The sequence below is a fragment of the Mucilaginibacter terrenus genome (assembly GCF_003432065.1).
In the GTDB taxonomy this organism is placed as follows: Bacteria; Bacteroidota; Bacteroidia; order Sphingobacteriales; family Sphingobacteriaceae; genus Mucilaginibacter; species Mucilaginibacter terrenus.
The window spans coordinates 886,675-909,694 of the sequence record NZ_QWDE01000001.1 but is presented as its reverse complement, the minus strand read 5'-3'; the positions used below and the strand labels follow the sequence as shown (position 1 = coordinate 909,694).

The following is a 23,020-nucleotide window of genomic DNA, read 5'->3' as shown; positions in this document are numbered from 1 at the left end:
TTATATCATGTCAAACAACACAAAGTACATCCTGATCGCGGCAGTGGTAGCAGTTGCCGGCTATTTCCTTTGGAAAAAGTATCACGTAGTTAAAAAGTAAGCCGATGAACCAGGGCAACGGCAACGGCAATTTGGCCGCTATTTTATTCATCATTGCTGCAGGCGCTCTAGCTTTCTTCGGTTGGAAGAAAATTACAGGTATAGAACAGGCGCTGGCATCAAAACCAGCGCCTGGGAAACCTGAACCAACCCCGGAGAAGCAATTACCTGGCAAGCGCGTTATGCGTGTTGTGCAAGGTGAAGCAAGCCTACCGGCCGCAGCGAAAAAGGCTATACTACAAGGTTTGAGCATTGCCGGCTTTTACAGTCCGACCAAAAAAGGGCCGTTGGTAAAAGATTACGATGTTGTTTTCGGCAGCGGTTTTACCGATAAGATACAGCAGTATGCCGGCGCTTTGGACCGTGCAGATCGTGAGGCCGCAAGCTTTTTAAACAAGCTAGGCACCACTGGCTACATTAATACCACCCTGGCTACTATAAACGCCCTGCCTGATGCCGACTTTATACAAACCCTGCAGTGTTGGAAACAGTACCGCAAGGATCGCAGCTTTTACGAAAGCAATTTGTACAAAGCCAACATCGATAATCACGGCAAAGTAGACCTTGTAAACCGCATCTATAAACTAAACATCGGTTGGTAATGCAACAAAAAAGAACCGTGCTAGGTGCTATCCTGGGTAATACAGATCTCCCGGATGTAAAGCTTAACGTAGAGCTGAGCACCCGCACTATAGTCGATCTAAGCCTCGCATACGTTTGCGCCGGCATATTGGTAATTATCCTTTACAACAAATTTTTTAAATAATCATGTCAAACGATCAATTAGAAAAGCTTGCAGGCCCTATCGTACTGATAGCGGTTGTAGTGTTCCTGGTTTGGGATTTCAAGAAAAACAACCTAAAAGGTTTAACTAAGTAATGGACGGTCAGCGCCTAAAATACATCAAGTCAATTGCCGCCGATGCTGTAGAAGCAGCGGCCGGCACAAACTTGTTTCCATCGGTGATGATTGCCCAGGCAGCGCTAGAAAGTGGCAACGGTGTAAGTGTGCTAGCTAAGAAGTACAATAATCACTTTGGTATTAAAGCCTCAGCCGGTTGGACTGGCGCGATAGCTTACCTGCCAACTACCGAGTATATCAGAAACGTAGCTACTAAAGTAAAAGGTGCTTTCAGGTCGTACAGCTCGTTAATTGATGGCTTTGTAGACCGCATCAACTTTTTAAAAAAGAACAGCAGGTATACTAAGGCCGGAGTATTTACGGCCGCAAGCCCGGAAGCGCAGGCAAAAGCACTGCAGGCCGCAGGTTATGCCACCGATCCGCAGTACGCAACCAAGATTGTAGGTATAATCAATAGCTACAACCTTAAGCAGTACGATACAGCCCAGCCCGAACCAATTAAAAAAAAAGCCTAATCACCTGGGTAATTGCACTAGCTATCGCGGTAGTGATCATTTACCTGGTATTTGAAGATTAACAATGTCAGCCATAGCAAAAACTTTCGCAGAACAAATCGCGCCTGATGTAGTAACTGCTTGTGTAAACACCGGCGTATTTCCATCGGTAGTAATTGCCCAGGCCATTCAGGAGAGCGCGGCCGGCCAATCTAAACAGGCCCGTTTCTTTAACAACTTGTTTGGGCATTCGGCCACAAAAAGTACCGGCAAGCAAACTGTAAAAGGCGGTAGGTTTTGGCGCTTTTATGATAGTGTGAGCGAAGCCATTCAGTCACACATTAACTTACTAAAACGCCCGCTTTACAGGCTTAAGGGTGTCACCTCTGCAAAAAGTCCTTATGAGCAGGTATTAGCCATACAAAAAACCGGTTACAATGCCGGGCCTGATCGCGACGTATACGCCAAAAAATTAGCCGCGATCATCAAAGCTTACAACCTGGAGCGGTACGATAGAGAGATGCAACGCATCGAACAGGAAAAAAATACTAACGGCCTGGCTTATGCAGCTCAACCAGGTATCACCCTAGCATTACAAAATTTATTCGGATAAGATGGCTTTTGAAACTGATGATGATATACCGGTAGGAGGGCAAGGCCCTGAGTTTCCCACCGAACCGGCAGCACCGGCGCAAACAACCGGTTTATTTCTTACCGCATCTGTAAAACGTGCCATTGGTAACGGTACAATGCGTTTAGATGCTACAAAAACGTGCGTATTGCCACCGATCACACCGGGTGCTCAATCTGCTATTATGGTAATGGAGCCGGCACCGGGCGCAACCCCGGGCAGAGTATTAGCTCGTTTTTGGATGGATGGAACCTGGCCCGGTGTAGCATCCGGCCTCCCTATTTATGAGGGTTCTATCATTGAAATCATAGGCTTGCAGGACTTGACAAACACCCGCATCATATCTACTGATGGCCTGCAGCACAAATTGAATGTACAATACTTCAGCATCTAATGAAAACCAACAGATCAAGGTTATTCGAGGGAAAAAACACCGGTGGCGGTAGTGGTAGTGGCGGCGGAGATTCAGCTTTTAATGGACAGCGCCCTATCACCCGCCAAACGCCGGGTTTAATTGGTGTCAACCCTGATGCTTTAACCGTTATCGAAATGCTCGAAAACGTGTTTTACCCGCCGGTAGCACCTATAACAGCTTTAACGGTAAATAATCCGGTGAGGGAGATAGGGCAGAGCGCCGCTTATACCTTAACCTGGAACGTTACCAGGCAAAGCAATGCAATCACCGGCATTACAGTCGATGGCGTTGCTAAAGTACCAACAGGCGACAGCCAGGCCGGTACACAAAACGGAAACTTTCCCGGTACCATCGGCACGTTTACTAAGAGCATGACTGCAACAGATGGCACATTAAGCAGCGATGCAACAGCAACGGTAACTTACATGCCGCGTATGTTTTGGGGAACTACCACCAAAGATGGCAGTAGCGCTCATCCTATTTTGGATGCTGATATTTTGGGTCTTGCAGGTTCAGAGCTTCGCGAAGATCGTTTCAAGAACTATGCGAATTTAGGCGGCGGTGGTACTTACTTGCTTTTTGCGTTCCCTTCATATTTCGGTACGCCATCATATGTGATCAACGGCCTTGCAAACACTGCATTTACAAAAGTGCGATCCGCAAGCAACTTTGTAAACAGCCAGGGCGCTACTATCGTGATGGATGTTTGGATCTCCAATAATTTTTATAATTCGGCTTTAGCCAGCGTAACTATAAATTGATATGTCAAAGAATACAGGAACGTTAGTTGCAGCGCCTATAAGGCCCAATGATAGCGCAGATCAGTACCCGGCAGCATATCAAAGTGAGATTAAGGGCGGGCACCACACCCGCGCTACCATTGCCGATAGGGATGCTATAGGAGCCTGGCTTAGAGAGGCCGGCATGTATTGCTATGTTATTGCCGACCAAAGCACTTACAGGCTAAAAAACGACCTGGTAACCTGGGAGCTTGTAGGCGGTAACGGTGATGGCGAGGGCGATAATGATGCCGTACAGCTAATATCCGGCAATTTTGGTGTATGGACAAAATTAGGCGCTTACCACGCCGCTATTGTTGACCAAATGGGGTTATCGTTTAAAACGGATCTTTCTTCATTCCCTACCAGGGCGATAACTTACGTGCAGGGGCAATTTGCCCTTGATGCTGCTTTTGCCGGCACGACAATTACCCTGGGAACGATCCCTGCCAACAACCGCCCGAAAGCTCAGCTAAAAAAATATTTGATCACCGGCAACATAGAAATGTTCTTAGTGATCGAGACAACAGGAGCGGTTAAGATCGTGAGTAAAGATGGGTTCAACCTGCCAGTAAACAACGGAGCAGAGCCTTATTATTTAGATGCTTTCTACAATCCTGATGTTACCCTGGGTGAGATTGTAACCTATACAGCTATAAGATCAGCGGATTTTACTCGGAACGATTGCGGAGTAGGTTATGCCGGCACGGTAGTGTCATTCTCTAAAACGTATCAAAGTACAACTGATCAGGCCACAGCTGATAACATGGCAGCTAATGATCCGGCCTTTGACAACGACGGACAAGCTTACGCCAACTCAACCGGATCATGTACTATAGTGCCCACAAGCTTTATCATAACTAATTTTTACAGCAAGCCCGTAAAGGTTACCCTTGCCAATGGCCAGGTATATAGTGTTAACTATAATCAGAGCAGAACCTTTAATGCACCAGGTGTAACCCGATTTGAAGTAAACATAGGTAACATCGGTGAAACTGAAAATTGGTGGCTCTATGATCCCTCTGATAGCACCATGCAAAACGGTACCATTACAAGTGGTATACCTATCCAAATTCCAATCTATAACGGCCAAACATTCGTGCTTTCGGCAAACGAACCCTTTTACTATTAATCATGAGCGACAGATTTCTAAAACAATCAGAAATAGCCGACCTATTTGCTTCTGCAATTGAGGCGGCACCCGTTTATGCAGATGAAGAAGCGGCAACCGACTTGCCAAATTATACGCTGTACAAAACGCCCGGAGGAGAATTACGCTACAAATTAGCCGTGGCAAGGCCGGAGCCACCTACCAACGGCATAGTCGATGATGAAAACTACAAATTTACGTTTACGGGAGGTACACTCTAATGATCAGACCAATTACAGATCACGAATATCAAATTAACGGCGGCGCCTGGATCGCCTGTAGTAACAGCAATACAATAAGCAACGGTTACGGCACATACACCATTATCGATGGCAACCTGAATGCTGATATTCCGGCCGGTAAGTTAAAAGTTCGTGTAAAGTCAATTAGCGGCAATCCGCCAAGCGCTGTACTTGTAAATTTTACTTCTTTTTCGGGTTTAGTAGTTGACAATGATGCTCAGGCATACTTAACAGCAGCAGGCATACAGCCAGGCCAAACATACACAGCGGGTAACAACCCTGAAGATTTTCCTTTGGCATCTGATAGGGTAATCCGTGCCGTTAATCAAATGTTTGTTGAACTAAAGGCGGCAGGCATCTATAATAAGCTTAGGGCGCTATATCCGTTTTTGGGGCCTACCAACGCGAATAACTTTGTTAATGCTGTAAACCCCGGCACATACGACCTGGTGCCGACCGGTGCTTTTGGTGCAACGTTCGGCCGTTATGGTATCTCTTTCGATGGTGCTAGCAGTCTAAAAACAGGTATTTTTTTAAGTGATTTTGGTGAGAACAATATCAGTTCCGGATTATACCTTATTGGTAACGGAGGCGGGTTTGACTATGGTGTACAGTACTCCGGCACATATCAATATGGCAGTTCTCTACCCAATTTCATTTGGTACAAATGGTACCAGCAGGAAACGACCGGCGCGGCGAACCGTGCCGCAATTTCGGGCCTTAATATCATGAACATGCAGGCCGCAAACTTATCGAATTTCTATTCGAGAGGGGTAAAGCTGCTTACATCCACAAAAAATAATACGCCGAGTGCCACCTTTGCAGGTAAGGACATTTGGCTAGGCAACTTAAACAGTGATAACGCCTATCATGCAGGTGGTTGCAGTACATCTACTTACGGTTTGTTTTTTCTGTCTACTGGCTTAACAGATGCCGAAAGCGTGACCATGACTAATATAATTGAAAAATGGGCATTCTTGATCGGCAGAAATAAAGGCGAGATTCCTTATAACACTTTCCAGTTTTTTGGGGATAGCATCACGTTTGGGCAAGTTGCTGCTCCGGCATATCATGCCTGGTCAAAAGCGATAACCTATTACCGCCGCGCCACTGAAAAGAATTGGGGCGTAAACGGTACTACGATAGTTGATTGTAATACAACGGCTATAAACAACCTCATACCAAAAGGCGGCAATTATACCAAAGTCTTTTTAGCATTTAGTACAAATGATTGCCGTAACGATAACCTGTACGGCACTATGAACATCGAAATGTTTGCTACAAACTACGCGGCCGTTATCGATAAGATATTTGCGGCCGGTTATCAGCCCGATGATGTGGCAATAATATCGGGCTACGCTATGAGTACAACCGATACCGACCAGCATCCGGGCTTAGCCGCGCTGCAAGATCAATACATCCAACGAGTGGCTACCGTAGCCGCAGCCAAAGGTATAACAAGGGTGTTTAATATGAAAGCAGCCATGTTCGCCAGTGGGGGAGAGGATTTTATCAGCGGCATCCACCCTAATAATGCCGGTCACGATTTTATCGGTAGTTACCTCAACGCCTCATTGGGGCCATTTTAACCAAGCCTAATTAATTAAACTATATATGCAAAAAGACACATTATCGGTAAGCAATGTGATTGATCGCCTTGTTTCACCAACCCCGCCATTTTGGAAGAAAGTACGCAAAATTGGCCTATGGATCACCGGCGCGGCGGGTATAGTAGTAGCTGCCAGCGGCGCGGGCCTGGTGCTGCCTGCAGTAGTACTAACGGCCGCAAAGATCATCGGCGCGGTAAGCACCGCAAGCGTTATACAGGCGCAAGCCACTAAAACCGACAGCGATGCCACCGCAGACACCAAATAAGCTAATGCAGGTGCTGCCTTACCTGTTCTCACTCCTTACTTTTTTAAGCGGTTTTTACATTAGCTACCTGTCCTACTCCTTTAAAGTTGATGCCCTGGTAACACAAATTAGCGGCTTAACTAATTCCATCAATACCCTTTCTTCTAAGCAGGAGAGCGCAAACGCGCTGTATAATAACCTGGATAAACGGGTATCGATACTGGAAATGAAAGCGGAGGTAAAGCCGGCAACCGTAAACATCGACAACGATCAAACGCACAAGTGAAAGTTTTCCGCTACCATCCGCCATATAAGCCGAGCGGCCGTACATCATTCCCCGAGACCGCAAAACGGTCCGGGGTTTATCTTATCAAGGAAAATGATAAGTTGGTATACATCGGCGTATCATTAACAGATCTCTATAAAACGCTTTACCGGCATTTTCAAACCTGGAACGATATAAATTACCGCACACAGAAGGTAAAGCCGCCATCCGACCGGGTAACTTACAAAAACCGCATGAAGCGCAACCGGTACACAGTTCGCATCGTGTTTTGTCCACCTGGACAAGCTGCCAGGCTAGAACGCGCACTGATTATAAAGTATCAACCGCGAGACAACGATGTAAAATATTCCCAGTACACGCTTACCCTGGCAGATACAAAGTGCATTAAAGAGTACGATTTTGAACCGGTAGAGCAGGAATGCCCGTTTTAGTTTTTAATGTTCTATATTGCCGCCTCTATTACATGGCTCTTGCCATATAATTGTGATAAGGTTTAGGTTAAAGGCCCGGGACTGCGAGAGTACCCGGGCCTTTGTTTTTCTAAAATAATTAAAACTTAATGATTCCTTTGCTGTCTAATTAGCACGCTGCCAAAAGCAAAAACCGCTTTAAGGTAGATTTAACAACCGATCCAAGATTATATTTGCTAAGCCCGCCTGATCAGCGGGCATATTTTTTTATATGGCATTGGTGTTTAAATCGCCGGGCTTTTATCAATGATCTCCGAATTTTCGTACAGGTCAAGCGATTTCAAATATATATCGGTCTCGTGTAGCGATTGGTGCCCGATCTGCTTTTGCAAGGTCTTAATATCAATCCCCGCTTTATAATGCAGCACCACGCCGGTATGTTTCCAGCTGTATAACGTGTATTCTTTTCCAAACCCCAGCTTACGGGCAATTTTTGAATGTGAGAGGTTTGCGTAATTCTTTTGGATGGGTATAGCGCCGGTAACCAGGTTAATACCAAAAACGTAGTGATCCGGCCGGTAAAGCTCCAGGCTCATAGAGCTGATGTATTCGGCGAAGTGTGGCGAAATGGTTACAGTACGCGGCTTCCCGTTTTTGGTGATGGTACCGGGTAGTTTAATCTCCTTTGTCTTAAGGTTGATCATACGTACCTGTAAACGGCCTATTTCTGCGGGCCTGATGAACCCGTAAAGCATAAACGAGACAAATAGCCAAAGCCTGGGATTTTGTTCGTTTATAGCAGCTTTAAGTACCTCTATTTGTTCGGGAGTGTACGCAATATTGCCGCCCGTTTCTTCTTTCAGGAACTTGATACCGTGACAAACGTTTTTGTCCAGGGCACCCCGTTCCTGCAGCATGGTAAACATAGCAGCCAGGTAGCTAAGATATTTATTGCGGCTGGCATTAGAAACACCGGCTTTGCCCTCTTTCGGCGCTTGTACATAGTCCAGGAATGATATAATGTCAACTTTTTCAAGGGTACGCAGCTTCCATCCAGTCCATCCGGCCAGCTCGCAAAATTCAAGAAATAAGTTCGTGCAGGAATTATAGCTGTTAAATGTAGCCGGCCGTTTTGAGTTCTTTACAACCGGCAGGATGTATTTAAAGGCATCATAGATCGAATAATCTTTTGTGCGATCCGCATAAAGTGCCGCTTTTTTTTCCCGGAGTAATTTCGGGTTGCTATGGTAACCCTCCGCAAGCAGTTTATTGATACCGGCAATACGTGTTTTTGCGTAAGCCAGGCGCTCCATTTTGGTTTTTTTCAGGTTGACCTTGTAGCATCTTTTGCGAACTTTCTTTTGCTTAAGTGCATCCCACACCCAAAAAACGATGTACCAGCGTTCAGTTACAGGCTTTTCGCTGTTTACCAGGTGAGCAGGAGTATAGGGCGGGGTCGCCATGTCTATATTAGGTTTTGCTAAAGAATATTTGTCCGGCAGTGCCGCAATTAGTGACGCAAAAAACAAAAAACCGCCTCTACATTGCTGTAAAGGCGGTATAGTGCGGAAGAAGGGACTCGAACCCCCACGCCTCGCGGCGCCAGATCCTAAGTCTGGTGCGGCTACCAATTACGCCACTTCCGCATTTGGTTTTTAAGAGTTGGCAAAGATAGCTTTAATTAGCAAACTTTAAAACAGAACTTTCATTTTTTAGCTATGTGCCTCATTATGTCTGAATTAAATTTTACATCAGCACTAATGATGTAAAAAATACGTCGGGTTAGCGTTTAAGAACGCATTGCTTGAGCCAAAATTTCGTAAGAACGCAGTTTTGCTTTATGGTCGAAGATATGTGATGTTACCATTACCTCATCAATACCGGTGTGTTCTACTAATGCTCCCATCTTGTCCTTAACCGTTTGTGGCCCCCCAAAAATCGCGTATGACAACATTTGCTCAACAGCTTCCTGCTCGTAAATGTTCCAGGCACCGTCCATACTGTCAATAGGTGGTGGTAGCAACTGTCGTTTGCCTGTTACCACGCCTTTTATAAACAATTGTACAGATGTTGCCAGTCGTTCGGCTTCTTGATTAGTATCCGCAGCCACAACATTGATGCAAGCCATCATGTACGGTTTTTCTAAGTGGACAGAGGGTACAAAGTTCTCCCGGTAAATATCAATGGCCTCCAAGAAGTAAGTTGGCGCAAAATGGCTTGCAAATGCGTAGGGGAGGCCTTTGGCGGCAGCAAGGCGTGCACTATCTGTGCTGGAGCCTAATATCCATATTGGGATATCCAACCCTTCGCCTGGTATGGCCCGTACCTTAGCGTCTGCGTTATCTGCCGAAAAGAAGTTTTGCAACCGTTCTACATCTTTTGGAAAGTTAAACGCTGCGTTAAAGTTTTCGCCCCTTATGGCTAATGCGGTAAGCTGATCAGTGCCCGGTGCCCGGCCTAAGCCGAGATCTATCCTGCCCGGGTAGAGCGATGCCAGCGTACCAAACTGCTCTGCCACAACCAGCGGAGAATGGTTAGGCAGCATAATACCACCGGAGCCAACCCGGATAGTTTTAGTACCACCGGCTACGTAACCAATAAGGATTGAGGTAGCAGAACTTGCCACGTTCATCATGTTGTGGTGTTCGGCAAACCAATAGCGGTTATAGCCCCAATGTTCCGCGTTGCGTGCAAGGTCAAGACTGTTAGGGAATGTATCTGCAGGGGTTTGGCCATGTACCACAGTTGCCAGATCGAGTACTGAGTAAGGTATATGAGAGAGTGTGTTAGACATATGTAGATATTTACCTCAAAAATAATGCTTGGTAAATTCAACAATTGTCAATTGTTCACAAATGACTTTGCTTACACACTAATAAAAGCGAGTTCATGTTATCGTATTTATAATAAGTTACTAACCTATTGTTTTATAAGTAGTTATTGGTAAATTCACATAAACCAAATTAAACCTGTTTACCAATGAAGAATGTACAACACATCCTTGCACGAAAAGGAAGTGCGGTTATTGCCGTTCCTGCTGCTACTACCGTATTAGACGTACTAAAGCTAATGGCCGAAAAGAACATCGGTTCGGTAGTAATAACTGATCATGACAATCAATACTTGGGCTTAGCGACAGAACGGGACTATGCCCGTAAGATCATCCTGATGGGTAAGCACTCTGATGATACAACAGTAGGTGAGATCATGAGCATTAACCTGCCGCACATTACGCCAAAAACATCAATAGACACATGTATGCTGCTCATGAGCGAAAATAACATTCGTTATTTGCCGGTATTTGATGATCTGCAGGTACTTTGTGGCATTGTCTCCATTAATGATGTGGTTTACGAAACCATTCACTCACAAAAAGAAACTATAGAGCAGCTGCATAGCTATATCCACGCTACTTAATTATCTACTATAAACATAAGTTACAGAATATACTTTCAATAATTATTGAAAGTATAGATAATTGTTTTACATTTGTGTTGTCTAAATCAACAAGCAAATGTTTAGTACCCTAATCACCAACAACACACTTCTACAACTTGCCGGACTTGGCCAGGTGAGCCTGGCGCTTGGCTCATTGTTTATTCCCGGTGTATTAAAATGGCGGTCAGAACTGTCTAAGGTCAATCCGCTTATAAAGCAGATGTTTTGGGTGTACGCCGCTTACATATTTGTTATCAACCTCAGCTTTGGTCTGCTATCCATTTTTTGCAGCAATGATTTACTCAGCCACTCCAGGCTGGCAACCATAGTTACCGGCTTTATAGCGGTGTATTGGCTATCTAGGGTAGCTATTCAATTCTTTTATTTTGATCGTTCGGCTCTTCCTTCCGGTAAATGGCAACGCGTGGCCGAAGTAGTATTAGTACTACTGTTTACCTGGTTCAGCCTGTTTTATAGCTTTCTGTTCTACGTGAATTTAAAGGGCTTATAAGATGGAAACAATTACACATGTTAGTTGCTTTGCGGTAATTAATTTGCTGGTGATATTGGTTGGCTACAGCCTTATACGTGCAAAGGCTATATTGCTAAATTGGACAATTCTTATAAGTACTATTGCTGTTGTAAGCTACCTGTTTATTCAGGAGGGTGCGATATTGCGTATGCTGGCCATTATTGCCACAACCTTTACGGGTATGAAGGTGATTGCAGTTACAGAGGGTTACCGCAACAAGAACCTTACACTTACTTTTAAACAGTGGTGTGTATACGCGATAGGATGGGTAGGCATGCGTGCCGAACCGTTTGAAACCTTAGGTGCAAAACCGCTCCCGTGCGCCAGATCAATGATTAACACAGGTATCAGCAGGGTAGTGGCTGGTGCCGCGCTTATCTTGTTAGCACGGTATGTAGAGCATCGGTATCATAGCGATGAGTTCACCTATTTAGCTGTCACGGCTTTGTTGTTGGTGGGCTTTAGTCTTGTGTTGCACTTTGGCTTTCTTGCTATAAGTGCCGGTATGTGGCGGTTCAGCGGGGTGAATACGTACCTGCTATTTCGGCACCCTGCCAGGGCGCTTAGCTTAACAGAACTTTGGAGCAAACGCTGGAACATAGCATTTAGTGAGATGACGTCTGTGGCTGTTTTCCGGCCGTTACGGAAAAGAATGGGTCCTGCGGCGGCATTGCTTATAGCTTTCGTTTTTTCTGGTTTACTGCACGAACTTGCATTGAGCGTGCCTGTGAATGCCGGCTACGGCTTGCCCACGTTATACTTCTTGCTACAGGGCTTGCTCGTCCTGGTAGAAAAGCTTCTTATGAGCAAGAATATCTTTTTCTTAAAAAACAATTTGGTTGGGCGTGTATGGGTGTTCTTCTGGCTGGTGTTACCTATGCCGTTGTTATTTCATCCTGCATTTATCAAAGGAATACTATGGCCGATGGCAGGCTTGTAGCATTGTAGTAGGTAATTTGATGAATAATTTTGTGCGTATCTTACAGTCCCATGAATTTAAACAAAAGACAACCCGAATGGGGCTTTTATGCTGCTGATGGTACAATTGTACCTATATCAGCGTTAACAGCCTCCGGCTTGAAGTATTTAGAGTATTCGGCTACTCAATTGAAGCACCTTTTGGAAGAGAAGATCCGCGAAGAGCGGTATGAACAATGTGCTAATATTCGCGATGAGTTGTTGCGAAGAGCTAAAACTTTATAACTTTCCCATCATCTTTATTGCAACACTTACTACAGTCTGCAAATCCCTTCGCGTCTGATAATATTCGGACGTCACAATTAGCTAGATTCTTTATTTATTAATTTATTTAATTAGTAATTAAAACAATTGCTCAATTCTTCCTGTTGATTCTATACAGTTCACGACAACTGAATATCTAGAAGGTCCATATTACCGGGAGAGGTGTCTACCTATCTCAGATACTTTCCGCTCACCAACAACCAGTTTAACATTAATAATTTATAAAGGAAAGTATGCATTCCCATATAAGGTATTTCTATGTAGTGTTTTGTTGTTTATTGGCGCCTGCGGTACCATAATTTAAGGTTACTGCAGGCTCAATTAACGCGTGAATACAATTAAAGCTTTGTAATAAAAAGGACTTCTATATCAATATTATCTTAAAACAACATCTAAAACCATGAAAAAGTTAGCAACAGCGTTTTTAACACTGGCAGCCATGTTCGCGGCACAGTTCACCAACGCACAAACCAATTCTGCCCAGCCGGACACAGCTACCGTAAATTTTATTACACAGGCCAGTACAGGCAGTTATAAAGAAATAGCTACAGGACGCCTTGCTCAAAAGAAAGCACAAAGCGGACAGGTAAAAGCTTTTGGCTCCCGTATGGTAGCCGACCACTCGTTAGCCAATAATCTGCTTATGCGAATTGTAAAAGCAAAAGGCTACCAGGTACCTGCGCCACCATCAGCGGATGCGGTAAAAGATCCTATGCTCGACAATGCCAGTGGTGCAGCGTTTGATAAAGCATACGCGGCCATGATGGTAGTTGACCACCAAAAAACGATAGCGTTGTTTCAGCACGCTGCTAACACGTTGCCCGACGCGAAGGTTAAAGCTTTTGCCAAAGCACAGCTGCCAGTGTTAAAGAAACACCTTACCATGATACAGCAAATTAACAATAAGGTGAACGGCGCTAAGTAATAACCTGGAAAATGATACAGCACGGTAGCGTAGTGAGAGATTTGGTTGTGGATGAAGGGCGTTACTGTGCTGTTTTCATATTCTGAATAAAGCAGACTAAATGGAAAGTGAAAACATAAAGGCCGCCGGCGACAATGATAATGTTGTACCCGGGCAGCAAAATTACCCAACGCCCACCGATCTGGGCAACCACAATGCGCAATCCGGTGAGCAGATCATCCGCGGTGCTTCGCAGGAAGACCAGCTCGACTCACTAAAACAGAATGCGGCCGATACAGGCCCCGGTTCCAACGAAATAGGTGCAACACCAAGCACGGGCGACGGAGAGCAGCACGGAGAAGATTAATTTAACAAACATCTACACAAATGAAAAAGCACTTAATTATTGCAGGCCTTTGTGCCTGTATGGCCTTTGCTGCTTGCGGCGGGCAAAGCCAAAATAACGACGCTAGCGACAGCGGTATGAAAACCGACTCGGCCAGCAGCAATCGGGATGTTGGTAATAGTGCTGGTACGCCAGACAGCATCCATAGTATGGGCAGCGATTCGTCGATGAGCCGTGCTAAGGAAAATGACACTTCACAACGCATGAAATAATCAATCAAATCAATAACTAAATAATGGCAAATTTCAATCCCGAACATAGCGAAGGGCAGTGGCTAAAGCTATAGAACAACAAACAGCTAAACTGCCGTCAGATTTATTTTTATGGGCTGCATTAGCATCAATGGGTGCGTCGGCAGTTCTTAAAGTAACCAGCAAGCCACACACCGCGCTATTTGTAGGCCAGTGGGCAGCACCTTTTTTGCTGCTGGGCCTTTACAACAAACTAGTTAAAGTAGAAGGCAGCGAATAACGCAACGTGGTTGAAAGTTAGCAACAGTAAAGAGCCCGCTAGTTACCAGCGGGCTCTTTACATTTATAAAAAGACGTTAATATTGTTTACATAACTTAGATGTTGTAAATGCATTTAATCATCTCGCTAATATAATAAAAGCCGCTAAATGTATTAACAAGTTAACTGGTGTGTTATTTGCCGCTTAATCCGAAATTTAACAGTAAGCCATTTAGCCGATTGCAGTCTTTTGGAGACATGGACCTGTAACATGGTAAGTAAACAAGCCAATTTAGCTGCAAATGATTTGTTGTTGTAGCAGCTTCCAACTCAATCAAACTTGATGCTTTTTGAGTAGCGTCAAAACCGTTATTTCTTAAGTAAGCTATTAATTTTTCAGGCTGGTTGTGCTTTACCGGCAGTACCCAATAAGTATTGTTAGTGTTTATACCACCAGCGATTGCAGCCAACGCTAAACCTTCAACAATTTCCCTGGCTTTAAGGGTGCGTGCAAAATTGTTGCTCAAATTAAAATTATTCAATCGCTGTTTTAACAGTATTATATTAGCGCGGCAGGGCCGATAACTTATTTTACCTAGCACATCCGTCCCCGGGATGCCCCGCGTTGCGGAAGATAGCACCTCATCGGGGTCGCGATTAGTTTTCAGGCACCATTTGTAAAATGCAGAATACAACGTTTTTCCGGTAAGCAGCTTTATAGCCAATACCTTCAAAAGCTTTTTACGGAATATTGAGGTCGATTGGCAAGGAAGCGAGTTGCTTAAGTTTATTACTTTTTGCAGCAAATTGGGGTCTCTTATTTGTATCACCGCGCCGCTTACCGCAGTGTTGGTTTTAATCAACCCAAAACTGAACATGGTAATAGCGGCGTTGCTTACATTATCGCCGTAGTAGCCTCCGAATGCTTGCGCGCAATCTTCAATTAACAACAGCCCGCGTTGTTTTGCTAAAGCCGCAATTTTCGTTGTGTCCATTAACGCCCCAAAAAGATGGCTTAACAAAATAACTCTGGTGTTTTTGCTTATCACCGATTGTATATCCTCAGTACTTACCGTAAGTGTATCGAAACGGACAGGTACGGGTATTGCTTTAAGACCATGTGCAGCTATAATGGCGTACATGTCGGGAATGTTGATATTACTTACAATGACCTCTGAGCCGGGAGGTAGCGACAGCGCACTTAATACAAGGTGAAAGCCTGTACGTACAGATAGCGTAATTAGTTTATTCGCATTCAACCCGTATTCTTGTTTGGATAATAGGCGATCGGATGCGCAGTACCAAATCGCCTTGAAGACTTCGCTGTAACTGATATCTAATTTCCCCCGCGGTACCATACCGGTAAATATACCCGTTTACAGCCAAATAGTTGAGCTACTGTTGAGCGTCGGAGGTGTCGATGTCATCCAGTAGGGCGTGGAGGTCACCCGGTAAAGCTGCATGCTCATCAAACCGTTTACGCAGCCTTGCATATTCTTGTCGCTCAAAAAGGCCAAACTTACTTTTAACATCATCCAGCAATGCTATAGCATGGTTTAGCAACTCCTTCAGGTTGGCATCGTGCGGTGTCATAAGCTTTGTATTTGTTTGCAAAGCTAAGTAACTATTTAGTTAAATACTAATATTTTTAGTATTTCTCATATGGGTGGTAGAATTTAATTGTTGGTGCATGTACTATAACCAAGCGGTAAACCGCCTATGATTATACTGCACAATGCATTCAATCTAAAATTATTATAAAGTGTAACAATACCCTGATTTGTCAAAAAAAAGTGTAACATAAACCTCAAACTGTAACATGTTAAAACATGTATATTCTATAGTTTATTGAAAAACAAGCTTATAGAAATTTATAAGTTAAAAAGGGTGTATCAGGTGTAACACTTTCGTATGTTACACCTGATACAAGAAAGGCTTTCCGTTGGGAAAGCCTTTCTTGTTATGCTTATATACCTCCTGACAGGTGTACGTCGGGCTTATGGCCTTCCGGGTCGGGATCTTCCTGCCAGTTGTTACCGGCAAAATCGCGGCGGTCTTCAGTTGTTTCCTGTTGCTCATCCGCTTGTGATTGCTGTTCCTGTTCGGCGGGTACTTCAGCAACAAATACCTCTTCTACCACTAGTACCGGTGGTTCATTGTAGGTTTCATCGTTGGCGCTGCTGGTAGCGTTACCGCCATCCTGCAGGTCCATATATTGTTTAAAGTTGCGTACGTCGCTATCTACCATGTTCTTAAACACCGGATTTAGCAGGTGCGCAACACCGCCGCCAAAGCCACCTGCCGGTGGGCGATAGGAGATAGTAACATCAACCAGGGTGCCATTACCTTCAGGGCTATCCTTAAAAGTAACTTTACCTGCATTATCAACCAATGAATCAGGCAGCGAACTCCAGCCGATCTGGTAACCTGGCGTATCATTCACGATCTCTGCATCCCAGCTTACTGCAGGTACGCCAAGGGGTAGCTTTAATACCCAGTGAGAACGTTTCTCATCAATAACCTCAACGCTTTCCAGGTGTTTCATGAAGAGCGGCAGGTTATCCAGCTGACGCCAGAAATCATATATCTCCTGGCGTGGCTTATTAATAAAGTATGATGAACGTATGTTAACGTTAACCGGTTCGGTAGAGTTGCGGCCCATGCGTGCATATAATTCGCAATGCCCGGTAATGCCGCGGCTAAGCAGGTAACCGCCCGCTCCAATTTTAACTATACTCGAGAACGGGCTTTTAAATATTGATTTCAGCCCCGATAAAGCCAGGCGTGTGCCACCGGCAATAGAGAGGGTACGTTCGGCACTGGAGAGGTTAACCCCCGGCTCCTGATCCCTTACAGGTTCGCGCCATCTGCTGTTTAGTGTTGCTGTTGTTGTCATGGTTTCTAATGTGTTATCAGTTATCTAACAGCACATATACCATCGGGTTTTCTTTTAATGCAATTTATTTCCCTTGCTGTAAATAAACTTAAATTTTGAAAGGTCAGGCAAATACTTCTTCTTTCTAACGAGTTCATGCTGCATAACAAGCTGACCAAGGTTCTTCAAAAAAGGCAGGCAAACGGTGTTATATTCGTACTTATTATCGTTAAGAATGCCGTCCTCATTAGATTGTACAACGGCTGTCAGCATAAATTCAACTTTGTTCTTAAAGTCTATTATATAAGCATTGTCTATATCATAGCCGTATGAGTCGCCTACTTTGTTAAATATCCTTACATCGGGGTTGATGTTGGCCAAGCTGTCGGCACCGTAATACAAAAACTTACAATAGGCAGGGTAGTAGTTGGGCCGCGCGTAACCGGGCTTAGTGCTTTCTGTAGGGTACATACTCATATACTGGTAAATGAACTTGTAGTCTTCGGCACTTAAAACAAAACGTTCTTTAAAGGGGAACGCTTCAGGAAACAGCAGCCTCTTAAGCACCATTTGCTGGTCTTCTAAAGGATACACATTTTTATCGCTAAAGTCGAAGGGTTTCATTACCAGCTTGTCTTCGCTGTTAATATGACCATTACCTTGCTGCATGTTTTCCAGTTGCATAGGATAGTTGTTGCTGTCGCGTTGTGCAGGTTTGGCGTAGATAGCTGCGTTATCTGCATAGAACACGACAGGGTTGGTATTACGTGCATTTTCGCCGCCGTCTCCAACCGCTAGCCTCCCAACAATGCGGGTGTTAGTGAGCCCATACTTTTTAAGTTTCTTGTTGATCTCTTCGCGACCTGCAAATTCGTATATGCGGTTATAAGCATCGTTATCGCTTACTAATAATATTTTTTTTATATAGTTGCTTATTGAAGGGTTACCTGTTTCTGATGAGGTATCCGTCATGATCCTGGTTTGGCCGGAGTAAGCACTATCTGTAATCATGTCGGCGATTTTAAGGCTCTTAATACCTAACCTGTTCGCTTTTTCAAGAGCGAATATGGCAGCAGGCAATTTTACAGTACTGGCAGGGTAGAAATAATGTTTGGGATTAAGCCGGTAAGTATAAGAGGTAAAGTGAGGTAGATTATTTTTATCGCGATCAATTTGTGTGTAGATGATCTGCACCTCGTTTTGAGCAGGATGTTTTAGTATGCTGCCGAACAGATCAGGCCGGGATTGCAACAGTTTTTTCAGGAACACAGTATCAGCCTTTTGGGCACATGCGACACTGCTTAAAAATACCAGCAATAACAAGAGTCGAGTTGTCATAGGATAAATATAGACCCTTTTATTTGCGGATGATAATTGTTGTTGTACTTTTACCCCGCTTAAGGTTCCCGGTGTTGCCATCGAGATTAAAAGGGAATATGGTGTAAATCCGTAACTGTCCCGCAGCTGTAAGCTCCAATAACCAAAGTCCATTCATATGGTCACTGTTGCCGAAAGGTGGTGGGAAGACCGGGCGGAGGGGAGCAAGTCAGAATACCTGCCTCAGCATCATATTATTCATAGCTTTCGTGGATTGAAGCCTGGATGTTACTGCACTGCCCGTTGTGGTTGCGCGTGTTCCATTCTTTTTTATTCGTGCTATGTGATGATATGCGGTTTACGCAATTACTATTTACATATATCACAACATGAACAAAGTTCTACTTAAATTATCTCTTCCAACAGTTTTAATAACCAGCTTGTTATGTGCTGAGTCTAAAGCGCAGGACAGCACCCGCTCCATAAACGAGGTAGTAGTTACAGCTACACGGTCGGCTAAAAAGCTAAGTGAGACCGGCCGCGTTGTTACTGTGATTTCAGCACAGGAAATTGCACGTGCACAGGGCAGGAGCCTTCCTCAATTGTTGAACACAGTACCCGGAATCACCTTCTCCGGAGCTCAAAATGCACCTGGCCTTGCCACTTCGGTTTTCCTGAGGGGGGCATCAACCGGTAATACATTAATTCTGATCGACGGCTTCCCGGCCAACAACGCAGGATCTATCGACGGCAGTTACGACCTGAACGCTTTCCCTGTTGACCAGATAGAACGTATCGAGATATTAAAAGGCAGCGGATCTACCATGTACGGATCGGATGCTGTGGCTGGTGTGATTAACATCATCACCAAACACGCGAAAACAGCGGGTTTAAAGGGTAACCTGCAGGCATCCGGTGGTAGTTATAACACCTTCCGGCAGTCAGCAGGGTTGAATGGTAAGTTAAACAAAACAGGCCTGGCTATTAACCTGTCCAACAACGACAGCAAAGGTTTTCCTGCAGCAGTTGATACTCTAGGTACCGGCACTTTCCGCAAAACGGGATTTCATCAGCGTTCGGCAAGTGTGAATGTTGACCAGGAGCTATCAAGAAAGTTCATACTGAACGGAAACCTGCAGGTAAGTCGCAATACAGGCAACTTGCCTAACGGCACTTTCACCAACGATGAAAATTATGATTACCGCAACACTTTTCTCTTCGGTGGGCTTGGCGCTACCGTGCTTCTGCCAAAGGGCGCTCTGAAATTAAAGGTTACTCAAAACACCGTTAAGAACAACTTTGAGAACCTTGGACCGGATAACGACTCCACCCACCAGGTTACGCGCAACATAGGCCGGATAACCAATGCAGAGGCTGTATTCAACTATGACCTTGGTAGGTACTTTGATATTACAAGCGGCGGTGGTTACAAGTATACCAACAGCAGCCAGTACAGCTTGTTTGAGCAGGCCTTTTACCATCCCGAGCCAAGTGTAATTCCTGCAGGTGCAGCAAACAACAGCATCAGCAGTGTTTATACATCGTTGTTCTTTAAGTCAGATATCTTCCACATGGAGGTAGGCGGCCGTTACAACCACCACAGTACTGCAGGCAATAAATTCACTTATACTATTAACCCGTCTGTGTTACTGGCAGATCAGTTGAAGATATTTGGAAACCTGTCTTCGGCGTTCAAAGCCCCGTCGCTGTATCAGTTAACGTCTCAATACGGCAACCTGGAACTGAAGCCAGAGTACACAAAGTCCTACGAAGCTGGTTTCGACTGGGAGATTGTATCTAACACCCTGTCATTCAATACAGCATTCTTCAAGCGCAATACCAGCAATGTTATCTACTTCTTTACCGATCCTAAAACATTCGCGTCAAACTATGAGAACGGCAGCTTTCAAAAAGACAAAGGTTTCGAAACAGAACTTAAATACAACAGTAAGGTGCTTACCGCCACCGCCTGGTATGCTTATGTAACAGGTAAGCTAACCGATGCTAATGGACTACAAACCAATAATTTATACCGCCGTCCAAAAAACACTTTCGGTGCCAACGTAGCGCTTCAGGCGACCAAGCAAGTTTCTGTAGGTGTAACCTATAAGTACACCGGTGAGCGCCGGGATACTTACTTCAATCCGGTAAGTTTTAAAACAGATATCATCAATCTTAAACACTACAACCTGGTTGATCTGCACCTGGGCTGGGCTGCTACAAGCAAACTGAGCTTATTTGGTGATGTTAACAACTTGCTGGACGTTAAGTATACCGATTGGGTGGGCTACAATACCATGTGCGCCAACTTTACCGTGGGTGCCAACTACCAGTTTAAATAGTGTTTTACATTGCAGAGGATTATCAATAAATTTGCTTCAACATAAAACTGATATGTCATTACAAAAGATCAATACCCGTAATACCGTACTCATCCTCATGATCATCGCAGCTGCGGCATTCCGTTTTTTAAGTTACAAGTATACCGCGTTAAGTAATTTTACGCCCGTAGGTGCTATTGCACTTTTCGGTGGAGCATACTTTACAGATAAATGGAAAGCTTACCTGGTGCCGCTTGTTACCTTGTTTGTGAGCGACATTTTTATCAATTACTTGTATACATCTAAATGGGTATTGTTCTACAGCAGTTCTATATGGCTGTACCTTTGCTTTGCTCTGATGGTATTGGCAGGGTCGTTGATAAAAAAGGTTAACGTTGGTACTGTCGGGCTTGCTTCATTAGCAGCTGTGCTCATCCACTGGCTTGTTATGGATCTGCCATGGCTTTACGGTACCATGTACCCGCATACGCTTACCGGCTACGGTACTTCGCTGGTTGCAGCAATCCCATTCGAGAAAAATATGATTCTCGGCGATCTTCTTTTCGGTACAATCCTTTTCGGGGGATTTGAATTAGCTAAAAGCAAGTACGCCGTTCTGCAAGGCAGGAAACAACTGGCACTTTAAGCTGGCTCCTGTAAATTATACAAGCGGCTTTGCATTTGCAGGCCGCTTTTTTGTTTTATATCGATGCCTTTATGGTCTTAACAAAAACGATAAATGAAAAACATAATAGTACTAACCGGCGCGGGAATAAGCGCTGAGAGCGGCTTAAAAACCTTCAGGGACAGCGATGGATTGTGGGAAGGATATAACATTGAAGATGTAGCCACCCCTGAAGCATGGCAGCGCAACCCCGAACTGGTTCAACAATTCTATAATGAGCGGCGCAAAAATGTTTTGGAGTCACAACCAAACGCTGCTCACCTGGCACTGGCCCGACTTCAGGAGAAGTATAACGTTACTATCATCACCCAGAATATAGATGACCTGCACGAACGGGCGGGATCAACTAATGTGGTGCACCTTCATGGTATAATCACCCGGTCGCAATCCAGCATAAACCCAAATTTGACCTATCCAATGTCCGGCTGGGAAATTAAAATGGGAGAGACCTGTGAACTTGGTTCGCAGCTGCGCGCCCATGTGGTTTGGTTTGGCGAGGCTGTGCCTATGATAGAAACCGCTGCACAACTTTGTAGTGAGGCCGACGTGTTTATACTCGTAGGTACTTCTTTGGCCGTATACCCGGCAGCCGGCCTTATCCACTATGTGCCGCGTGATGTTACCCGCTATATTATAGATCTAAACATTCCGGTTTCATCAGGGGCCAGGGTGGTAGAAATGCCTTATAAAGCCACCATTGGTGTGCCTATGCTGGTAGATAAACTGCTCACAAACGCTTAACCTTAAAATCAATGACTTCTTGTATATTCAACTGGAGCGGCGGTAAAGACAGCGCGCTCGCGCTTTACCATTGCCTGAATAATCCTGAATTAGACATCAAATACCTGGTAACAACGGTTAATGATGCTGTTGATCGTATTTCTATGCACGGCGTACGCACTGCACTGTTGGAACAGCAGGCAGAAAGCATAAGCATCCCTTTGTATCAAATCCGCCTTCCGGAGATGCCGGGTATGGAAGCCTACGACACAATTATGCGCACACACCTGGAGCGTTTTAAAAGTGAGGGAATCACACATTCCATCTTTGGTGACATCTTTTTAGAGGATTTAAAAAAGTATCGGGACAACAGGCTGGCCGAGGTAGGGCTTACAGGTATTTACCCCCTTTGGAAGCGCGATACCCGGGAGCTGATCAGCGAGTTTTTGAGCCTTGGCTTTGGCACCGTGATAGCTTGTGTGCAGGAGCGATTGGAAGAATTTGTCGGCCAGGAAATAGGGGAAGAGTTGATAGCCAAATTACCGGATGATGTAGATGTATGCGGCGAAAACGGCGAGTTCCACACGTTTGTTTTTAAAGGCCCTATCTTTAAAAAAGATATCAGCTATACCACTGGCGAAAGAGTTTTCAAATCTTATAATGCGCCTAAAAACTCTGACGATACTTGCGGCGGCACTGTTCCTGCAAAATCTTCAGGTTTTTGGTACTGCGACCTTTTGCCTGCCTGACTTCGCATTAATTTGGCATATATACTCACCAAATTTAATTATTTAGTATTGTATAAATAACTATAAATCAGGTTTTAATATCTTATTTGGTAAACTTGAATGTTAATTAGGCTCTACTTTTGAAGCAGAAATAAGTACTAATTGCCAAATTAAATTCTGT

Annotated in this window: 30 protein-coding genes, 1 tRNA gene and 1 riboswitch; of the genes, 24 read left to right on the top strand and 7 right to left on the bottom strand. The window is 44.5% G+C overall.

What is annotated here, in order from left to right; genetic code table 11:
• Positions 1–104 precede the first annotated feature (104 nt).
• The 12 genes from DYU05_RS03945 to DYU05_RS03895 all read left to right on the top strand — a co-directional run bounded on the left by DYU05_RS03945 (position 105) and on the right by DYU05_RS03895 (position 7,242).
• Positions 105–701: a hypothetical protein gene (locus DYU05_RS03945; protein ID WP_117381669.1), complete on the top strand. Its 597-nt coding sequence runs from the start codon at positions 105–107 to the stop codon at positions 699–701.
• The gene (locus DYU05_RS20995; protein WP_165851987.1) at positions 701–865 is read left to right on the top strand and encodes a hypothetical protein; all 165 of its coding nucleotides are present in this window, start codon (positions 701–703) and stop codon (positions 863–865) included. Before DYU05_RS03945 ends, DYU05_RS20995 begins: the two co-directional genes overlap by 1 nt.
• 112 nt (positions 866–977) lie before the next feature.
• A complete protein-coding gene (locus DYU05_RS03940) occupies positions 978–1,475 on the top strand; it encodes a glycoside hydrolase family 73 protein (RefSeq protein WP_117381668.1) in 498 nt (165 codons plus the stop codon).
• A gap of 64 nt (positions 1,476–1,539) precedes the next feature.
• The gene (locus tag DYU05_RS21460) at positions 1,540–2,067 is read left to right on the top strand and encodes a glucosaminidase domain-containing protein (RefSeq protein ID WP_117381667.1); all 528 of its coding nucleotides are present in this window, start codon (positions 1,540–1,542) and stop codon (positions 2,065–2,067) included.
• 1 nt (position 2,068) lies between these two features.
• The gene (locus DYU05_RS03930; RefSeq protein WP_117381666.1) at positions 2,069–2,479 is read left to right on the top strand and encodes a hypothetical protein; all 411 of its coding nucleotides are present in this window, start codon (positions 2,069–2,071) and stop codon (positions 2,477–2,479) included.
• Positions 2,479–3,261 carry a hypothetical protein gene (locus tag DYU05_RS03925; RefSeq protein ID WP_117381665.1) on the top strand — a complete coding sequence of 261 codons (783 nt, stop codon included), beginning with the start codon at positions 2,479–2,481 and terminating at the stop codon, positions 3,259–3,261. Before DYU05_RS03930 ends, DYU05_RS03925 begins: the two co-directional genes overlap by 1 nt.
• Position 3,262: 1 nt before the next feature.
• Positions 3,263–4,411 (top strand): DUF5977 domain-containing protein, encoded by a 1,149-nt coding sequence (locus tag DYU05_RS03920; protein WP_117381664.1) that lies wholly within the window; start codon positions 3,263–3,265, stop codon positions 4,409–4,411.
• A gap of 2 nt (positions 4,412–4,413) precedes the next feature.
• Entirely contained in the window at positions 4,414–4,650 is a 237-nt protein-coding gene (locus DYU05_RS03915) for a hypothetical protein (protein WP_117381663.1), read from the top strand.
• Positions 4,650–6,260: an SGNH/GDSL hydrolase family protein gene (locus DYU05_RS03910; protein ID WP_117381662.1), complete on the top strand. Its 1,611-nt coding sequence runs from the start codon at positions 4,650–4,652 to the stop codon at positions 6,258–6,260. The genes DYU05_RS03915 and DYU05_RS03910 overlap by 1 nt, the downstream gene beginning before the upstream one ends.
• Before the next feature lie 25 nt (positions 6,261–6,285).
• Positions 6,286–6,546: a hypothetical protein gene (locus DYU05_RS03905; RefSeq protein WP_117381661.1), complete on the top strand. Its 261-nt coding sequence runs from the start codon at positions 6,286–6,288 to the stop codon at positions 6,544–6,546.
• Positions 6,524–6,811, top strand: coding sequence for a hypothetical protein (locus DYU05_RS03900; RefSeq protein ID WP_117381660.1), 288 nt, complete (start codon positions 6,524–6,526; stop codon positions 6,809–6,811). Before DYU05_RS03905 ends, DYU05_RS03900 begins: the two co-directional genes overlap by 23 nt.
• Entirely contained in the window at positions 6,808–7,242 is a 435-nt protein-coding gene (locus tag DYU05_RS03895) for a GIY-YIG nuclease family protein (protein ID WP_117381659.1), read from the top strand. Before DYU05_RS03900 ends, DYU05_RS03895 begins: the two co-directional genes overlap by 4 nt.
• A 263-nt stretch (positions 7,243–7,505) precedes the next feature.
• Here DYU05_RS03895 and DYU05_RS03890 read toward each other — a convergent pair whose 3' ends face one another.
• The 3 genes from DYU05_RS03890 to DYU05_RS03880 all read right to left on the bottom strand — a co-directional run bounded on the left by DYU05_RS03890 (position 7,506) and on the right by DYU05_RS03880 (position 10,015).
• Entirely contained in the window at positions 7,506–8,684 is a 1,179-nt protein-coding gene (locus DYU05_RS03890; protein WP_133300154.1) for a tyrosine-type recombinase/integrase, read from the bottom strand.
• Between the two features lie 101 nt (positions 8,685–8,785).
• Positions 8,786–8,867 (bottom strand) — tRNA-Leu (locus DYU05_RS03885).
• A gap of 143 nt (positions 8,868–9,010) precedes the next feature.
• On the bottom strand, positions 9,011–10,015 hold the full coding sequence (locus tag DYU05_RS03880) for an LLM class flavin-dependent oxidoreductase (protein WP_117381657.1): 1,005 nt from the start codon (positions 10,013–10,015) through the stop codon (positions 9,011–9,013).
• Between the two features lie 185 nt (positions 10,016–10,200).
• On the opposite strand from DYU05_RS03880, the gene DYU05_RS03875 reads away from it, so the two are divergent.
• From DYU05_RS03875 to DYU05_RS03840, 8 genes are all read left to right on the top strand, one after another.
• Positions 10,201–10,638, top strand: coding sequence for a CBS domain-containing protein (locus DYU05_RS03875; protein ID WP_117381656.1), 438 nt, complete (start codon positions 10,201–10,203; stop codon positions 10,636–10,638).
• A gap of 97 nt (positions 10,639–10,735) precedes the next feature.
• Positions 10,736–11,170: a hypothetical protein gene (locus DYU05_RS03870; RefSeq protein WP_117381655.1), complete on the top strand. Its 435-nt coding sequence runs from the start codon at positions 10,736–10,738 to the stop codon at positions 11,168–11,170.
• A 1-nt stretch (position 11,171) separates the two neighbouring features.
• On the top strand, positions 11,172–12,131 hold the full coding sequence (locus DYU05_RS03865; protein WP_117381654.1) for an MBOAT family protein: 960 nt from the start codon (positions 11,172–11,174) through the stop codon (positions 12,129–12,131).
• A gap of 50 nt (positions 12,132–12,181) precedes the next feature.
• On the top strand, positions 12,182–12,394 hold the full coding sequence (locus DYU05_RS03860) for a hypothetical protein (RefSeq protein WP_117381653.1): 213 nt from the start codon (positions 12,182–12,184) through the stop codon (positions 12,392–12,394).
• Between the two features lie 439 nt (positions 12,395–12,833).
• The gene (locus DYU05_RS03855; RefSeq protein WP_117381652.1) at positions 12,834–13,358 is read left to right on the top strand and encodes a DUF4142 domain-containing protein; all 525 of its coding nucleotides are present in this window, start codon (positions 12,834–12,836) and stop codon (positions 13,356–13,358) included.
• 100 nt (positions 13,359–13,458) lie between these two features.
• Positions 13,459–13,704 carry a hypothetical protein gene (locus tag DYU05_RS03850; RefSeq protein WP_117381651.1) on the top strand — a complete coding sequence of 82 codons (246 nt, stop codon included), beginning with the start codon at positions 13,459–13,461 and terminating at the stop codon, positions 13,702–13,704.
• 20 nt (positions 13,705–13,724) lie between these two features.
• Positions 13,725–13,955: a hypothetical protein gene (locus DYU05_RS03845; protein WP_117381650.1), complete on the top strand. Its 231-nt coding sequence runs from the start codon at positions 13,725–13,727 to the stop codon at positions 13,953–13,955.
• 58 nt (positions 13,956–14,013) lie between these two features.
• Positions 14,014–14,214, top strand: coding sequence for a hypothetical protein (locus DYU05_RS03840; RefSeq protein ID WP_235853945.1), 201 nt, complete (start codon positions 14,014–14,016; stop codon positions 14,212–14,214).
• Between the two features lie 173 nt (positions 14,215–14,387).
• Here the strand turns inward: DYU05_RS03840 and DYU05_RS03835 are convergent, their stop codons facing one another.
• The 4 genes from DYU05_RS03835 to DYU05_RS03820 all read right to left on the bottom strand — a co-directional run bounded on the left by DYU05_RS03835 (position 14,388) and on the right by DYU05_RS03820 (position 18,406).
• Positions 14,388–15,452, bottom strand: coding sequence for an aminotransferase class V-fold PLP-dependent enzyme (locus DYU05_RS03835; RefSeq protein WP_165851986.1), 1,065 nt, complete (start codon positions 15,450–15,452; stop codon positions 14,388–14,390).
• Positions 15,453–15,588: 136 nt separating this feature from the next.
• Positions 15,589–15,786, bottom strand: coding sequence for a hypothetical protein (locus tag DYU05_RS03830; protein WP_117381648.1), 198 nt, complete (start codon positions 15,784–15,786; stop codon positions 15,589–15,591).
• 373 nt (positions 15,787–16,159) lie between these two features.
• Entirely contained in the window at positions 16,160–17,089 is a 930-nt protein-coding gene (locus DYU05_RS03825) for an SRPBCC family protein (protein ID WP_117381647.1), read from the bottom strand.
• A gap of 54 nt (positions 17,090–17,143) precedes the next feature.
• A complete protein-coding gene (locus tag DYU05_RS03820) occupies positions 17,144–18,406 on the bottom strand; it encodes a serine hydrolase (RefSeq protein WP_117381646.1) in 1,263 nt (420 codons plus the stop codon).
• A 45-nt stretch (positions 18,407–18,451) separates the two neighbouring features.
• A riboswitch (cobalamin riboswitch) is annotated at positions 18,452–18,645 on the top strand.
• 129 nt (positions 18,646–18,774) lie between these two features.
• Between DYU05_RS03820 and DYU05_RS03815 the strand changes: the two genes are divergently transcribed.
• From DYU05_RS03815 to DYU05_RS03800, 4 genes are all read left to right on the top strand, one after another.
• Positions 18,775–20,727 carry a TonB-dependent receptor plug domain-containing protein gene (locus DYU05_RS03815; protein ID WP_117381645.1) on the top strand — a complete coding sequence of 651 codons (1,953 nt, stop codon included), beginning with the start codon at positions 18,775–18,777 and terminating at the stop codon, positions 20,725–20,727.
• Positions 20,728–20,779: 52 nt separating this feature from the next.
• Entirely contained in the window at positions 20,780–21,352 is a 573-nt protein-coding gene (locus DYU05_RS03810; protein WP_117381644.1) for a DUF6580 family putative transport protein, read from the top strand.
• A gap of 93 nt (positions 21,353–21,445) precedes the next feature.
• Positions 21,446–22,132 (top strand): SIR2 family NAD-dependent protein deacylase, encoded by a 687-nt coding sequence (locus DYU05_RS03805; protein ID WP_117381643.1) that lies wholly within the window; start codon positions 21,446–21,448, stop codon positions 22,130–22,132.
• 11 nt (positions 22,133–22,143) lie between these two features.
• Positions 22,144–22,860: a Dph6-related ATP pyrophosphatase gene (locus DYU05_RS03800; protein ID WP_117381642.1), complete on the top strand. Its 717-nt coding sequence runs from the start codon at positions 22,144–22,146 to the stop codon at positions 22,858–22,860.
• The last annotated feature ends 160 nt before the right edge of the window (positions 22,861–23,020 follow it).